The 15375-nt window shown below is 57.2% G+C and carries 15 protein-coding genes; 11 read left to right on the top strand and 4 right to left on the bottom strand.

Features of this window, described 5'->3' with window-relative positions; all coding sequences use genetic code 11:
- Positions 1-37 precede the first annotated feature (37 nt).
- Both lptF and lptG read left to right on the top strand, forming a co-directional pair.
- On the top strand, positions 38-1150 hold the full coding sequence (gene lptF, locus ACQY5R_RS05965; protein ID WP_428605767.1) for an LPS export ABC transporter permease LptF: 1113 nt from the start codon (positions 38-40) through the stop codon (positions 1148-1150).
- A complete protein-coding gene (gene lptG, locus ACQY5R_RS05960; protein WP_428605765.1) occupies positions 1147-2211 on the top strand; it encodes an LPS export ABC transporter permease LptG in 1065 nt (354 codons plus the stop codon). Before lptF ends, lptG begins: the two co-directional genes overlap by 4 nt.
- Positions 2212-2254: 43 nt before the next feature.
- Here the strand turns inward: lptG and ACQY5R_RS05955 are convergent, their stop codons facing one another.
- Positions 2255-2719: an RDD family protein gene (locus tag ACQY5R_RS05955; protein WP_428605762.1), complete on the bottom strand. Its 465-nt coding sequence runs from the start codon at positions 2717-2719 to the stop codon at positions 2255-2257.
- 161 nt (positions 2720-2880) lie between these two features.
- On the opposite strand from ACQY5R_RS05955, the gene ACQY5R_RS05950 reads away from it, so the two are divergent.
- A complete protein-coding gene (locus ACQY5R_RS05950; protein ID WP_428605760.1) occupies positions 2881-3234 on the top strand; it encodes a PilZ domain-containing protein in 354 nt (117 codons plus the stop codon).
- A gap of 214 nt (positions 3235-3448) precedes the next feature.
- Here ACQY5R_RS05950 and ACQY5R_RS05945 read toward each other — a convergent pair whose 3' ends face one another.
- Complete coding sequence (locus tag ACQY5R_RS05945) at positions 3449-4120, bottom strand: hypothetical protein (RefSeq protein WP_428605757.1); 672 nt, start codon at positions 4118-4120, stop codon at positions 3449-3451.
- Between the two features lie 126 nt (positions 4121-4246).
- Between ACQY5R_RS05945 and ACQY5R_RS05940 the strand changes: the two genes are divergently transcribed.
- A complete protein-coding gene (locus tag ACQY5R_RS05940) occupies positions 4247-5083 on the top strand; it encodes a c-type cytochrome (RefSeq protein ID WP_428605754.1) in 837 nt (278 codons plus the stop codon).
- Positions 5084-5125: 42 nt separating this feature from the next.
- Here the strand turns inward: ACQY5R_RS05940 and ACQY5R_RS05935 are convergent, their stop codons facing one another.
- Complete coding sequence (locus ACQY5R_RS05935; protein ID WP_428605751.1) at positions 5126-6658, bottom strand: ethylbenzene dehydrogenase-related protein; 1533 nt, start codon at positions 6656-6658, stop codon at positions 5126-5128.
- A gap of 164 nt (positions 6659-6822) precedes the next feature.
- On the bottom strand, positions 6823-7923 hold the full coding sequence (locus tag ACQY5R_RS05930) for a hypothetical protein (RefSeq protein ID WP_428605749.1): 1101 nt from the start codon (positions 7921-7923) through the stop codon (positions 6823-6825).
- Positions 7924-7970: 47 nt separating this feature from the next.
- Here ACQY5R_RS05930 and ACQY5R_RS05925 point away from each other — a divergent pair, with 47 nt between their 5' ends.
- From ACQY5R_RS05925 to ACQY5R_RS05895, 7 genes are all read left to right on the top strand, one after another.
- On the top strand, positions 7971-8993 hold the full coding sequence (locus ACQY5R_RS05925) for a c-type cytochrome (RefSeq protein WP_428605747.1): 1023 nt from the start codon (positions 7971-7973) through the stop codon (positions 8991-8993).
- Positions 8994-9341: 348 nt separating this feature from the next.
- Complete coding sequence (locus ACQY5R_RS05920; RefSeq protein ID WP_428605744.1) at positions 9342-10142, top strand: cytochrome c3 family protein; 801 nt, start codon at positions 9342-9344, stop codon at positions 10140-10142.
- A 139-nt stretch (positions 10143-10281) separates the two neighbouring features.
- Positions 10282-11331, top strand: coding sequence for a peptidylprolyl isomerase (locus ACQY5R_RS05915; RefSeq protein WP_428605741.1), 1050 nt, complete (start codon positions 10282-10284; stop codon positions 11329-11331).
- A 20-nt stretch (positions 11332-11351) separates the two neighbouring features.
- Positions 11352-13073, top strand: coding sequence for a hypothetical protein (locus ACQY5R_RS05910; protein WP_428605738.1), 1722 nt, complete (start codon positions 11352-11354; stop codon positions 13071-13073).
- A gap of 91 nt (positions 13074-13164) precedes the next feature.
- Positions 13165-13533 (top strand): c(7)-type cytochrome triheme domain-containing protein, encoded by a 369-nt coding sequence (locus ACQY5R_RS05905; RefSeq protein WP_428605736.1) that lies wholly within the window; start codon positions 13165-13167, stop codon positions 13531-13533.
- Between the two features lie 5 nt (positions 13534-13538).
- A complete protein-coding gene (locus ACQY5R_RS05900; protein WP_428605733.1) occupies positions 13539-14555 on the top strand; it encodes a c(7)-type cytochrome triheme domain-containing protein in 1017 nt (338 codons plus the stop codon).
- Entirely contained in the window at positions 14522-15361 is an 840-nt protein-coding gene (locus ACQY5R_RS05895) for a hypothetical protein (RefSeq protein ID WP_428605731.1), read from the top strand. The genes ACQY5R_RS05900 and ACQY5R_RS05895 overlap by 34 nt, the downstream gene beginning before the upstream one ends.
- Positions 15362-15375 lie beyond the last annotated feature (14 nt).

Here is a 15375-nt window from a genome sequence, read left to right as displayed (position 1 = left end):
ATTTCCTCGCTCCGGTATTTTCAACAGAACGCTTTATATGCTGCCGATAATCGATCGCTACATTTTGTGGGAAGTGACCAAGTCATTTTTCGCCATCATGACCGTGTTGATGCTGATTGTGGTCACCCATAGTTATATTGACATCCTTCAGGACGCCGCAGCGGGGCTGATCGGTAATGACGCGATGGTGCGGCTGTTGGGGCTTGAGGTGTTGCAGGTGTTGGGGCCGGTGATTCCGCCAACTTTTTTCTTCGCCATCCTGTACTCCCTGGGCCGGATGTACCGCGACAGCGAGATGACGGCCCTGGCGGCTGGCGGTGTCGGACTCAGACGTATCTATCGCGCGTTTGCCCTGGTGGCCATTCCGGTCGCGCTGCTCGTAGCCTGGTTGACCCTGGATCTGGTGCCCTGGGTGAATGCCAGCAAGGCCGAGATCATGGATCGACAGAAGGACGAATCCGCCGAACTCGGCATGGCTGTGGCCGGTCGTTTTAACGAGTTCAGCAAGGGCGGCCTGGTTTTCTATGTCGAGAAGATGAGTGATGACAAGCAGCGCATGCGCAATGTGTTTGTGCAGAATCGACAGCACGGAAAGCTCGGCCTGATCACGGCGGCCGAAGGGTATCACTATACCGAACCGGACAGTGGCGACCGCTATCTGGTGCTGCTGCATGGACACCGCTATGAAGGTGAACCGGGGAATAACGGTTCCTACACGGTGGGCGACTTCGCGAAGTATGCGATCTTGATCGATCAGGGCGATCAAGAAGCGGGTCAGCTGCCAACCAAGGCGCTGCCTACAAGCCGGCTAATCGGGTCGGATGATATCCACTATATATCGGAACTGGAGTTTCGGCTCATGTTCCCGGTGGCGGTACTGGTATTCACCATTATCAGCGTGCCACTTAGCAAGTCCATGCCGAGGGAGGGCATCTACGGACGTCTGGTACTGGCGCTGATGTTCTATATCGTTTTCATCAATTTGCAGGCGGTCTCCGGCAGTTGGATGATCTCCGGGGCGACCCCGGTCTGGATGGGGCGCTGGTGGGTGCAGCCGTTCATGTTGCTGCTGGGCGGTTGCGTAATGCTGTACAAGTCGCCGCGCCTGCTGCGGGTGCTGACCGGTCGATTGCGGGGTGGAAAGGTATGAGGGTGTTAGATAGACACATCGGCACCAGCGTGCTGATGAGCATCCTGATGACGCTGATCATCCTGGTGGCACTGGTGGGTTTCATCACCCTGATGGATGAGTTGAAGGATGTGGGCAACGGCGACTACCAGACTCCGGATGCCTTCTACTATGTGCTGTTACTCTTGCCGCGCAGGGCCTACGAGGTGTTCCCCATGGCGGTGCTGCTGGGCAGTCTGGTCGGTCTGGGCGGGCTCGCCAGTCACTCTGAGCTGGTGGCGATGCGTGCGGCCGGGGTTTCGCTGACCCGCATCATCGGTTCGGTCTTAAAGGCGGGGTTGCTGGCCATGCTGGTGGTGTTGGTTATCGGTGAGGCGATCGCGCCCAATACCGAGCAATACGCCGAACGGATGCGCGCCAGCAAGTTGAGTCAGCAGATTACTCTCAAGTCCAAATACGGTTTCTGGGCCCGTGACGGGGGCTCTTTTGTCAATATCCGCCAGATTCTACCCGGTTCGCAACTGAGGGATATCTACATCTACGAGTTCTCCGAAGAGCGGGAGCTGCGGGTCTCCACGCACGCCAACTTCGCCCAATATCAGGATGGGCGCTGGTTATTGCGAGGGATCAACCAGACCCGTTTCCTGGCGGACCGGATAGAGAGCCGGCAATTGGACGAAGCTACCTGGGATTCGCTGCTTAACCCCAATATTCTCAACGTGGTGGTGGTCAGTCCTACCATGTTACCGGTTTGGGGGCTCTATCAATATATCGATTTTATGCATGAAAACGGCCAGGAGGCGACGACATACGAAGTGGCTTTCTGGAGTAAGGTGATCATGCCGCTGGTGACACTGGTGATGGTTTTCCTGGCGGTCCCCTTTGTCTTCGGTGTGTTGCGCACGGTAGGTATCGGTCAGCGGATTTTTGCCGGGTCTCTGTTGGGACTGGCGTTTTTCCTGCTGAATAAAGTATTTAGCCATCTGGCCGTGGTCTACTCTCTCAATCCACTTTTCGCAGCCGCTGTGCCGGGCCTGCTGTTTCTGGCTATCGGCTTCTGGTTTGTGCGCCGAATACACTGATCGCGAACCCTTATCTCTGGAGCGGCCACGGCAAGCGGCGATGCTACCGCTTGGCGAGTAGTACCAGGCGGGTCCCCGATAGACGGTCATGCCAGGCGAGTCTGTCCCGATCAACCAGTATCCAGAGATAACCCAGCCCCAGGGGCAACCAGGAGAGCAGTGCCGACAGGAGGCGTATCACTGCGTCCGTCCATCGCAACGGTGCCCCGTCCGTCCTGACAACGCGAAGGCGCCAGGAACGCATACCCAGGGTTTGCCCCCCCTTCAGCCAAAACAGCAGGAAAAATGCCGGTGGCACCAGCGCCAGCCAGAGTCGGAACAGAAGGTTGCCTGACAGCGCTTGCGAGGCTGCCTCGCCGGCCAGTATTCCTATCGGCAGCGTGACGATCATGGAGGCCAGCAACAGCAGGCCGAATACCAGTAGGGAGTCATAGAGCATGGCTGCCAGACGGCGCAAGAAGCTTGGATTAACAGCTTGATTAATATCTATTTTATTGCTTTTTTTCATATCCTGGCGTTGCCGGTAGGTAGGTGTGGTGGTGATCACTCATAGCGAGCAGTAGATCACAATGATGCAGTATATTTGGTCTATAGTTAAACAATAGTCATCAGGTTGCCAGCTAAGGCGAGGCGGCAGGGTGTCTTTATAACTATGGAGGATAGTCAGTTGTGGAACATCGCAATTCACCACGCCGGCCGGTAATGCTTTATACCATGCTGAACTATCCCAGCCTTGGATGGGTACGGGGTTGTATTCGAGATATCGGTATGGGAGGGATGTTTGTCGATATCGGACGCATCCAACTACCGGTGAATGCCACACTTCAGGCTTCTCTGATGCTCGGGGCCAGCGACCTTAAATGTCATATGCAGGTTGAGGCGATTGTGGTCCGCTGTGCTGAGCAAGGTGTGGGCCTGATGTTCGATGAACTGGATAGCGATATCCGCCATGCCCTTAACCGCCTGATTTTCGGTCCATCCGGTGTTCAGGATGACAACGGTTGTTCCGAATTTCTGCACTGAATACCACGAGTATACCCAGAGGCGTATTGTATAACCGGAAGATCGGGCGCTTTTGTTCTTGTATGTCAGGATTGAAGCGGTTGGTGGCAGGGTGTCCCGGCCGGCAGATCAGCCACCACAGGCTTGGTAGAAGTGGGGTGAATTTCGGTAATATTCCCGGGAATGGGAAGGCCTGTTTCCCGTTTCCTGGAAACAGGCCTTCCCGAGGGTGTGGTTAGCTAGCGTTTTTCAGCTTTTCGGCAGAGCTGATGAACCAGATGGAGTCGAAGGTTTTGTTCAGGCTCTTGCTATGGAAGTTCTGCATCTCTGAGCCGCCAATCCATCGAATCTGGTCACCGTTGTTGATGCGCATAGCGGGTAGTGCAAGCCAGACTGTCCCGGTGTCCGTTGCCACTTCCAGGTAGCTGTAGCCTGCGCTCTGGCTCGACGAAATTACCTTGCCCTGAACTCCATCGCCTCCCTGGACGATAAACGATGAGATGAAGATGATCTCAGGAAAAGAGCGATCCAAGGCCTTACTGTGGAAATTGCGCATTATGGCGCCATCGCGCCATGCGACCTTCTCGCCAACCTCTATGGCACTGCGATTGGCGGCGATCCACACCGGGCCCGTCTCGGTGACAACTTGCGCATAGGTGTAACCTCCGGCCTGCTGCACAAACTTGACCTGTCCTTGGCTACCGCCAAGAATTTGCGGTTTTGCCACGGCCGCTGCAGTCTTGAAATCGGGGATTCCGGCGTGGGGATTTTCGGCGGCGAGGTTTGCCTGGTTTTGTTTCGCGATAATTTTTTCGACCAGCTCTGCCTGCTGTGCTGAATTGGTCGTCTGCTCGCTACAGCCTGCAGCGGACAGTGCCATGAGAATGACAAGATATCCGGCTTTCACCTTACTCTCCTGAATTGATGTGCGGGTCAGTAATAATTGACCCTTCGGTGGAATGGTAATTGCAATATCCAGGCCAGTGATGGTGAGCCTGGTGTGCCAGGCGCCGATTGAGGGTCGACAGAAATTATGAAACGAAAAGTTTACGGTCTACTGATGACGGCAACCCTGCTCAATATGGGTGTGACGGTCAAGGTGGCTCAGGCCTCTGGTGAGCATGCTGAACAGCCTCCCAACGGTGCGCGGATTTATCATGACTACTGCTCGGTCTGTCATGGTGACCGTGGGGATGCGCGTTCCCGCGCACGCGACAGCTTTTTTCCGCCACCCCGTGATTTTACCTCCATGCAGTCTGCGCGCGAACTCACCCGGGACCGTATGATCTTTTCGGTTACCTATGGGCGGCCCAATACCGCGATGGCTGGCTGGGGTACGCAGCTAAAGCCACAGGAGATCATTACGGTGGTAGATTATTTGCGTGATACGTTTATGAAACTGCCGGATACCGCCACCGTCCCATCCGCCATGGTGGCCGAGGAAGACCAGATCATCCGTGATGGCCGCTTCGATCCTGCCTTCATGGCCCGGCCCATGCCGTACGGCCTGGTGGGGGAGGCGGCCTGGGGTAAACTCTTTTACGAATCCAGTTGCGCGGCCTGTCATGGAGTCAACGGCGACGGCAATGGGCCCAGAGCCTATTTTATCCTGCCGCGTCCTCGTGATTACCGCCATCCAGCCGCACGCCACAAGCTCAATCGCGAGCGCTTATTCAAAAAGATTGCCAACGGTAGTCACGGCAGCGAGATGCCGGCATGGGACAAGGTGTTGACCTACCAGGAGATTGCCCATGTATCGGAGTATATATTCAAGGCCTTTATCTGGCCCAAGGTTGAAGCGGAAGCCACAAGCGTAGAGACAGAACATTCGCACGTCGCTGGGGAAGCGCACTCGCACCCCTCCCATTGATGACAAATGACAACGGCGGCGGATACCCGCCGTCGTTACCGATTACTGTCGATCGGGCGTGTACTGCAGTTGCAGCCAGCTGGCGATATCCTCGATCTCTTGAGGGGTCAGGTTGACGAAGGGCATCAGCGCCTCGGGTGGCTGGCCGTTATGCTGCTTCAGCGAGTGGGCCAGGTACCGGAGGCGGCGTGGTCGCAACGGCGAAACGGTCTTGCGGATCGCCGGCGCCGATACCCGCTGATTTCTTGGGGCATGCCATCCCTCCTCGGCTGATTGACCTTCCGAGTGGGTATGTTCCGTGTGACGCAAGCCTTCACCTTGTTCTCCGTGGCAAGCGGCGCAGGCCTTCTCGTGAAACAGTTTTTCTCCCTTGCCCGGGTCTCCGGCGGCCACCGGCCGGTCTGTCGGGGCAGGGAGATCCTCTCCAGCGACAAACTGCCGGTCATGCGGGTCGCCTGTCACGCGCTTGCGGCGGATTTCCAACTGCCAGCTTAAGCTGGTTTCATCAAACAGGGCGACGACTTGGACGTCGGCAATGCCGCCGCTGGGTGCCACGGGGATGTAGAAGGGCAGCGAAACCCCTTCGGCGAATTGCATATCAGGGGTGATCTCCAGCAGATCCCCTGTTACCAGTTGACGGGTTTCGAACCCGGGCTGCTGATAGCGACCGGCCTGGTAGTCACTGCGGGAGACGTATCGGGGACGCAGTGGCTCCAGGAGCGCATTGTTCTCGAACGGGTAAGCTCCGGAATCGGCCTCGCGTCCGTTATCGCTAACGGTACCAAAATTCAGATGGCCATCCTTGAGGGTATTCATCGGCCGGCTTCGGGTGGCGGTCCAGTGCCAGAGATCGGCCAGGTCACCCGGGAGCACAGTGTGCATCGCTGCTACCCCTGCTCCTGTCAGATCATCGTCGGTAGTCGGCGTCAGGCGCAAATTGGTATGGCAATAACCAGCGCATCCCAGGCCGCCATCGACAAAATTTTTCTGCTTGTCCTGGATAGGGAACATCATCAGCAGCCGATCTTCATCCTCATTACCGGCCAGTGGCGCATCACGATTGACGCTGGCCGATGCGGCTGTGCCGGGTGTCGGCTTGGCATGGGGCATCGGCCGCCAGACGCCTTCGTGATACTGCCACTGGTTACGGCGGATGGAGGCGTCCCGATTGGCGTCTTCATAGCTCAAGGCAAAATAGATGTACTCATCATCAAATGCGGAGGCGATGCGGATCTCTGTCGGCGCGGCATCGTAGTACAGCCCGAGGGGGTAGTTGTTCATCACGCGGCCCCGGATACGGGTGAAGCGCTGTGCCGGCCATTCATCGAGTTTGCCATCGAGTTGTATCGGCTGGGCTACCGTGCGTACCGAGTGCACAATTCGGGAATTGTCTGTCGCAACCTGCGGAGTGTCCGAGAAGGCCAGATACATCAGGTTTTCCCCGTAGTGGTTATGGGAGTTCTCCGTTACCGCAACGGAGAAATAGGTATTGGCCGGTCGTGGCGTTTGTGCCAGTGCGTCAGCACAGCCGGCCGCGATGATCAGGGTGGTGAAGCAGGTCAGGATAGGATTCATCTTGGTCGGGTCCAGTCGGAATTTTGGTTGGTCAATGGAGTCAGAGTGCAAGCGATCACAGCAAGATGCGGGCCATTGCTGCTTATATCTCGCGGCGTTCGGATGAATGATGGGCGTTGTCGCGCGTGGCGACCCGGCGGCCCTGGAAAGGTATTCACCATGCCTCATTCAGCTGATTTCCCCAGATATCCCTTTTCTGGCGGAAGCGTAGCCGGTCGGTAGATATCCACCTTGCGGAAGAACTGCCCCACCAGATAGACCCGGCCATCCTCGTCGACATCAATGCCGGCGGGCAGCATGTATTTTGCCGGTCCCGGCGTGGTGGAGCGCGCACCGACGAACAGTAGCAGTTGGCCTTGTGGATTGAATATCTGGAAGTTGCCGAATGCGGCATCCACCGCATAAACGTTACCCTGCTTGTCGATGCTGATGCCCTTGGGGCGGGAGAACTGGCCGAGACGTGCTCCGGGTTTACCCCAGGCGCGCACAAATTCTCCTTCCTGGGTCAACACCTGTATCCGGAAGTTGCCGCCGTCGGTGACGTAGAGCAAGCCATCCGGACCCAGTTTGACGTCCCGGGGCAGATTGAACTCCCCCTCGCCCGTTCCGCGCCGGCCGATAGTTCGGATCAGGTCACCACTGTGGCCATCGAACACCTGAATGACGTGTTGCTGGCTCTGCACCCCCCCGACATCCACGACGAACAGGTGACTCCCTTCCGGGTCGACGTCGACTCCTGCGGGACGCTGTAGCAGCTCCCGATTGCCGATACTGCGCTGGTAGTTGCCATCACGGTCATAGACTTTAACGGTTTTTGCTCCGTTGTCCGCGACGTAGACGGTACCGGAGCGATCGACGGCAATACCCAGTGGTTTGGTGAGATCACCCTCGTCACCCGCGGTGCCAATATTGAAGGTTTTACCCGTCACAAAGTCCATCACAATCACGTGACGCGTTACGGTGTCGGTAATGAATACCCGGCCCTGATGGACCGCCACGTCGAAGGGCTTGGCAAAACCTTCTCCTTGATCGCTGTCTTCACCGGTCAGGAAGGCGCGTAACTTGTCCTCTTCATCCGCCTGCTTGACGGCGCTGGTACTCAACAGCGTACGTTCATGGTAGAACCGTGCCGGTTCTGGTGGACTTGGGAAGGCCATGGGCGGCTGTTTTTCCGGCGCCTTCTCCGGCAACGTCTGGCAGCCGGCAACCAGCAGCATTGCCAGGAGGGTTAGGCTGTGGTTTATGATGTGTCTGCGTTTTGGCATATTGCTGTCCATCTGATTATCAATAGTTTGCGAGATATCCAATCCCCATGATCCCGGGTCTGCGTCAGTCCAATACCACAATTCTTATCCTGTCAGGCCTGCTGTTGGCGCTCGTCGCCGGTATAGCCGCGGCAACCGGGAAATATTCATCTACCCACCAGGCAGGGAGAGAGATTTATAACTTTCGCTGTTACTTCTGCCACGGTTACTCGGGTGATGCCAACACCCTGGCCGCCACCTATCTGCAACCGCCGCCACGGGATTTTACTGCCCTTGCACCGGATGATCTGAGCCGGGATCAGATGCTGCACGTGATCCGCGAAGGGCGGCCGGGCACGGCGATGAAACCTTTCTCGCGCCTGCTCAATGAAACGGAGATAGAGTTGGTCGCCGACTTCATTCGCGAGGAATTTATCCTCCAGCGCCTGCCCAACACCCGCTACCATTCCCGTGAAAACGGCTGGGTGAATCACCAGCGATACCAGCCTGCGTTCCCCTTCGCCAGCGGTCGGATCCCGCTGGACCGACCCTGGGAACAGCTGACTCCCGGGCAGCGGCAGGGAAAACGACTTTTTCTCGGCAGCTGCATCAGTTGTCACGATCGGGCGCGGGTCAGCGACGAAGGGGCGCCCTGGGCACCTGATGCCGTCTCCTATCCCCGTACCTCGTTCGCCACCGGGGATTTTCTGTTACCCCCGGATGCGCTCACTGGCGCTTCTCCCTTCGCCAGGCATGATATTGCCCGCTCTCTGGATCAGTTGTCTGAACCTGTCCGCAAGGGTGGAGAACTCTTCCTGGCCAATTGCGCTTTCTGCCACGGCGCGGACGGGTCCGGTCGCAACTGGATCGGAACCTTTCTCGAGCCCCATGCCCGGGACCTGACGGATGATCGATTTATGGCCACCATGACCCCGGAGCGGTTGCGTCAGGTTATTCTGCATGGACTTGAGGGGACCTCAATGCCCGCCTGGCGCTCCGTATTGAGCGATTCCCAGATCGAGAGCCTCATCCAGTATATCGATCAGGCGATACATCCACTCGTTCGACTAAATCCACAAACAAGCAAATAACATACCGAACCCCCTTCATTAACCGTCGTAACGCGGTAACTCCCCGCTATCTCCCGGCGGAGTTAAATCTCGGTCGGGTGAGTCCGGCTGATTGGGTCGCTGAATTTACTTGGATTCGGTAAATCCCGCCCATTGCCTCCCGCAATTGGGAAAATTCCAAAATATGCCCTCCCGGATTCGGGAAGATTCGAGAGAAAAAGCGGGCGGTGCGGTGCGGGCTGTCTGTAAGTTATTAATAAATAATAGATTATAAATCTGGCACCGGTATTGCAATTCACTTGTTGAGCATAGGTGAATAGCCACTCTAAACATAGTGAGGGTGCGACAATGAAAACAGGGAATTCCTACATGAACAAGTATATCGTCCTAATCGCGGGCACACTGCTCGCCTTTGGCAGCGCCTGGGCCGGGATCAAGGGTAGCCAGCATGATCTTGGCGGTGGCGGTGCCGGTCAGGGTACCTCGACTGCGACCACCGAGGTTTGCGTCTTCTGCCATACGCCCCATGGATCCAACACCGGTGTCACGGCGCCGCTGTGGAACAAAACCTTGCCCAGCACCACTTACACCCGCTACTCCTCGTTGGGTACCGCCAGCCTGGATGGCTCGGAGGTGACTGTCGGTTCGGTCTCGCTGGCCTGTCTCTCCTGTCATGACGGCAGTCAGGCGATGGATGTGGTGCTCAACGGTCCGGGCAGCGGCAACTACAACGCCGCCGGCAGCGAAATCGATGCCGCCGCCATTGGTACCATGGTGGGTGACCCGATCCCCAAGATCGGCGCCGATCTGCGTAACGACCATCCGATCAGTATCGCCTATGCGGGCGGTGCCTGTACCGGTACCACCGCGGACTGCGATCCCGCTTCAGCTAGCAGCGGTGACCCGGACTTCAAGGTAGCCCAATACGCGTCCATCAATACCCAGGACCAGTGGTGGGTAGATGTCTCCAACGCCACCACTACCGGCACGGCGAATGTGCGGGAGAAGACCGACATGGTCCTCTACACCCGTGACTTCAGCGGTACCAACGGGCCTTCGGTAGAGTGCGCCAGCTGTCACGATCCGCATGAAGATACCAAACGACCGGTGAGCTTCCTGCGTATCGCCAACAACAACAGCGACGTTTGCCTCTCCTGTCATATCAAATAGAAAGCCGTACCTTCGCTGTGTTTACGGGGTGCCAGGGACGTTGTCCCGGCGCCCCGACTTACGTTTAGAGATTTCAAAACCATAAAGGAATCATGGTCTTTTACCAAAGGGTGTGGATACGGTTTCGAGGAACAACGCCATGTGGAATACAAGATTCAGGATAGCCGGCCTCATCGTCTCCTGGACCCTGTTGTGGGTGACAGCGCCGGCGCTTCCTGCCGATGAATCCGGGCAGTTGTTTGCCCGGGTCAACGGCCAGCCCCTTAGCATGGAAACTTACGCCCAGGGTCTCCGGAATGCTGGGCGCAACCGTTTCTATCACGGGACCCCTCCCGAGGACGAAGTCAGGCTGTTTCGCTGGCAGGTGGGGCAGGAACTGATCGACACCATGCTGATGCTACAGGAGGCGGAGCGCCTGGGTATCGCCGCGGATGCCGAGTGGGTCGGGCAGGAACTGGATCGGTTGGTAAAGCGATTCAGCCAGGACCCCCGCTGGGAGGAGAACAAGCAGGTCGTCATCGACGACCTGCAGTTGCGCTTGCGACGCAAGAACATCCTGAACCAACTCGACAAGCGCTGGAAGGAAGCGGTGGACGCGCCGAATGCGCAGCAGCTGCTTGAGTACTACCGGAGCAATCCCGACAAGTTCACTTCGCCGGGGCGGGATCATGTGCGATCAATCCTGCTCAAGGTCGATCCGTCATCCGGTCAGGAGGTGTGGCAGAACACCCGCCAACTGGCAGAATCGCTGAAACTGCGTCTGGATGAAGGCGGAGATTTCAACCAGTTGGCGCGGGATTTTTCCCAGGACCCGTCGGCGGAGTCGGGGGGCGATATGGGTTACCTACATCAAGGCATGTTGGGTGCGACGGCGCAGCAGGCCATCGACGCACTCCAGCCCGGGGAGACCACGCCGGTGGTGCAGCTGCTTGAAGGTTACGCGTTGTTCCGCTTGATCGAGCGCGAGCCACCCCGCATCAATCCGCTCGAGCAAGTGCGCGAGCGGGCCACCGAATTGTGGGTTCGCCAGGCGCGGGAGTCCGCTCGGGAGGCGCAACTCATGGCTTTGCGGGAGCGCGCCCGGATAGAGATTCTGGATCCGCAATATCGTGAATTGGAGCAGCAACTGGAACAGGGACAGAAACTGGCCAAGGTCGACCCCGGTCAAGGTCCGAAGTCAGTGAACTGACTGGGGGCCGGTACGTTTCGGTGGCTCACAAGACGGCTTCCTGTGCGGCACTGGTTGTCTGCTTCGGTCTTTCAATGGTGCTCGAAGCCGCCGAATCGAGTTTGCCGCCGATCAACTACTCCGGGCTTTTGCGTAGTACTTACCGGTTGGACCAGCCCGCAGACGGAAACAACAGCAGTCAAATGACCAATACCGCGGAGATCAGTGCCAACAGCTATATCTGGCGTCCCTGGTTGGCCACCTGGAACGGGCGCCTGGCGCTATCACGCGCCAGCAGCGAAAGCGAGGAAACCGAACAGTCCAGCAATCTCTTTTCCGGCAGCGGGCAGCTGAACCTGTTTCCGCGCAGCCGCTTCCCGCTGCAGGCTTACGCCGATGTGTCGGACAGTCGGATCGACACCAACGGACTGAACAGCAACTCGAGCGACAACCGCAATACCCGTATGGGGCTATTTCAGACATATCGTCCCTTGACCGGCAATCAGCGCTACACCGTGCGCGTCGAACGCAACAGCCAGGAGGCGTTATCCGATGGATTGAACAGTACCCGCGACCAATTGCAGGCGGACATGATTCTCCGTGGCAAAAAGCACGATATAACGGCAAACATGCTGCTGCTGGATTTCCAGCAGGAAAATCCCGACACCCAGCAGACCAACCTGTTGCTGAGCGGTACCCACCGCTACCATCCGAAGGAGCATTTATCGATCGACAGCAACGCCAGCTTCAGCTTGAGCGAGCAGCAGACTGCTACCTCCGCAGGGATCACCAACAGCGAGTTCCAGGCCAACAGCAATCTGCTGTGGCGCGATCTGAAGCGGCCCCTGACGGTACGCGCACGGGCCAATGTCCGGAGTCGCCAGGATGAGTCGGCATCGGCTGTCAGCGACACCCAGGAAGCGGGCGTCAGCGGTGGCATCGAGTATCGTTTCAGCGAGGCCTTCAGGCTGAATGCGGATGCGGGGGTCACGTTACGCAACAGCGAAAACGGCTTCTCCAGCTTCCAGTCGGCGTTGCTGAACTACACACCTAAGGCTCGTCCGCTACTGGGGTTCTCCTACAACTGGCTGGCCAGTGGTGGGGTGCGCAACGAATTCGAGGATGAGGGGGAGGGAAGCCAGTCGGTGAGCGCCGCACTGTCCCACCAGATAAGCCGCTCATTGCCGCTCGGAATTGCCGACTGGACGCTCTCAGTGAATGCCAGCCAGGGTGCCACCGGTGAGTTCCGCTCACCCGATGGTAGCCTGATGACCGTGCAGCATAGTGCTTCGGCAGGCCTGAACCGGGCCGGGGCGGGTGGCAGCTCCAACTTGCGGCTGTCGGTGGTGGATAACCTGATACTGGGTAAAAACGATACCCATATTCAGCTGTTGAATCTGGGCGGAGGACACAGCCAGTCGCTGACCCGCTACGCCGGGTGGAGCGCTGATTTCAATCTCGGCACCTCATCCGTCACCAGTGACAACGAGGTCAGTCAGAACAGTTTTGCCAGCGTCAATGCCAACTATTTTCATCGGCGTTTTCTGGGTTTTCGAAATTTGCGTTTTCAATCCGATCTGGAACTGCGCTCCGAGAGTGAACAGTTGTTCAGCTTCTTCGAGGACGATAACAGATTGCATTGGCGCAACGAGTTCAATTACAGCGTCGGCCGGCTCGGTGTGCGACTTACCACGAATGTTGACCAGAGTGCCGATGGTGAACAAAACAAAAGTATTTTTCTTAGTACCAGCCGTTCCTTCTGAGCCTTAGCGGACGGTTTTTTGTAAACAGGAGCAATCGATGATCAGTAGCAGAAAGAGGTGTTGTGCGGGGGTAATTCCAGGCTTGGCAGTTATGCTTGTGATTCTCCTGCTGGGGACCGGACCGGCGCTGGCGGAGTATGGTGACGTTGTAATCAACAACTATTCCGACAAGGCGGGTATGCGACCTGCGATCTTTCCGCACTGGTTTCATCGCATCCGTTTTCGTTGCAAGGTGTGCCACGCCGACTTGGGGTTCCAGTTCAAGGCAGGCGGTAATGACATCACCATGTTGAAGATCATCGATGGCGAGTTTTGTGGCGCCTGCCACAATGGCGACGTCGCCTGGTCGGTGGAGAACTGCAATCTGTGTCACTCCGGTAAGCCGAACACCTCCACGCAAGTCCATCAGAGCACCCTGCAGAAATTGCTGGCCCCGGAAAAACCGAAGGCTAAGGAGTAATGGCGATGACTGCAAACATGAGACCTGTACTAGGGGTTGTCCTGCTTAGCCTGGTTGGATTCAGGGCTTCGGCTGTCGAAGATAAAGGGAAACAGATTGTCGACACGGTCTGTTCCGCGTGCCATGTCGCGGGTGTGCTGAATGCGCCGAAACTGGGTGACATACACGACTGGATGCCGCGCTTGCAGCAGGGAGAGGCGACCCTGGTCAAGCATGCCAATGAAGGATTCAAATCGATGCCTCCGAAAGGAGGCAACCCTGCACTCTCGGCAGAGGATATCAAGCTGGCGGTGCACCACATGATGGGGCTGGTAGGTGAAAGTATTGTCAGCAGCAAATCCGCAATATCGGTACCTCCCGTCAAGTCCGAGGTAGCAGAGAAAGTACCCGGCAAACCCGTACCGGATAGAGGTAAGGCCGTCGCCGAGAAGAGTCCTGTGGACAGTGCACGTAGCGTGGTGGTTGAAAAACCGGCGGCCAGACCGGTGCCTAAGCCGGTAGTACTCGCTAAGGCCAGTCCCAAATCGCGCCGGGTAAATTCCTTCAACCGGCTGTTGCGACCTGCCGACCAGCGTAATCTGCCACCGGCAAAAGATGGTATTCATGATCCGGAAAATGATGGTACCGAAGTTTTGCAGCACCCCAAGGAGGCCTTTTCTAGCCTCAACAAAGCCAATTCCGGCAACCGTGTGGATTGGGTTAAATCTCTTGAGAGCGACAAGATCGGGCCACGCTATGACCGGCTTGACCCGGACAAACAGCCAGTTGTGCTGGATCTGAATATCGTACGCGAGGTGAAGGGCTCAATGCCCGATGTGGTCTATCCACACAAGCCGCATACCGAATGGCTGGACTGCTCAAACTGCCACCCAGCCATTTTCATTCCCAAGAAGGGGGCGAACAACATCAGTATGGCATCCATCCTGATGGGCGAGCAGTGCGGTGTCTGCCATGGCAAGGTGGCCTTTCCGGTAGCGGAGTGCAGAAAATGCCATTCCAAGAACAAACCCATGAAAAAATAAGAGGCCCGTTGCTGTCGCTGCTGCTGTCGGTATTGAGTATCGGCAGTGCTGGCCCCGCCAACGCCTCAACCCTGGAGCAGAAGCTACACCTGGTGGAGCGGCTGCACCAGCGTTTGCAACTCGATCCGAAGAATGATCCCTATCGGGCTTCCCTGGCAGAAGCCAGGATTTTGATCGAGCAGGGCCGGTCGGAGCAGGCCAAGGTGCAGTTGGATGAGATGATTCGGCAACTGGCCAGGACATTCCGTACGCGCACCAGCGAAGACCGGGCTGAGCGGCAGCGGAGAAAATACCAGCAGCGGCGGGGTGAGGTTCGGTCACTGCTTTCGTCCCTGGAGCAGTGGATAGAGCAACAGGGAACCGCACAGGTCAAGCTGGATATGGCGCAGCTACACGCAAGACTGGCAGCGGCTGACAAGACGGCCGGAACTGATGGGATCGCCAGGGCGATCGATCAGTTGGGCGAGATCTATCAGGAACTGGCGACTGAGCTGACCCGCTTGCGAGACAAGGAGACGGTCAACTACCGACTTGAGTTTAAGGGTCCGGATGACGAGTATCGATACGAAGCCAGGCGCTTTCAGACCTACCAGTTATTGTTGCACATGAAACTGGATGAACAGGTCTTTGGTGATGCGCGAATGGGTCGGGTTCAGGCGTTACGGCGTCAGGCGTTGGAATTAAACAGTGAAGCTGAAAAGCAGGCACAGACCGGAGAGTTTAAAGCGGCAATTACTGCCCAGTCCGGCGCGACGGACATATTGATCAAGGCGTTGGCGGTGGTTGGCGTCTATCTTTCCAAATAGGGTTTTACGGGAGT

It is taken from the genome of Sedimenticola sp. (assembly GCF_050289425.1).
Lineage (GTDB): Bacteria > Pseudomonadota > Gammaproteobacteria > Chromatiales > Chromatiaceae > Sedimenticola.
This window is presented reverse-complemented; position numbering and strand designations above follow the sequence as displayed.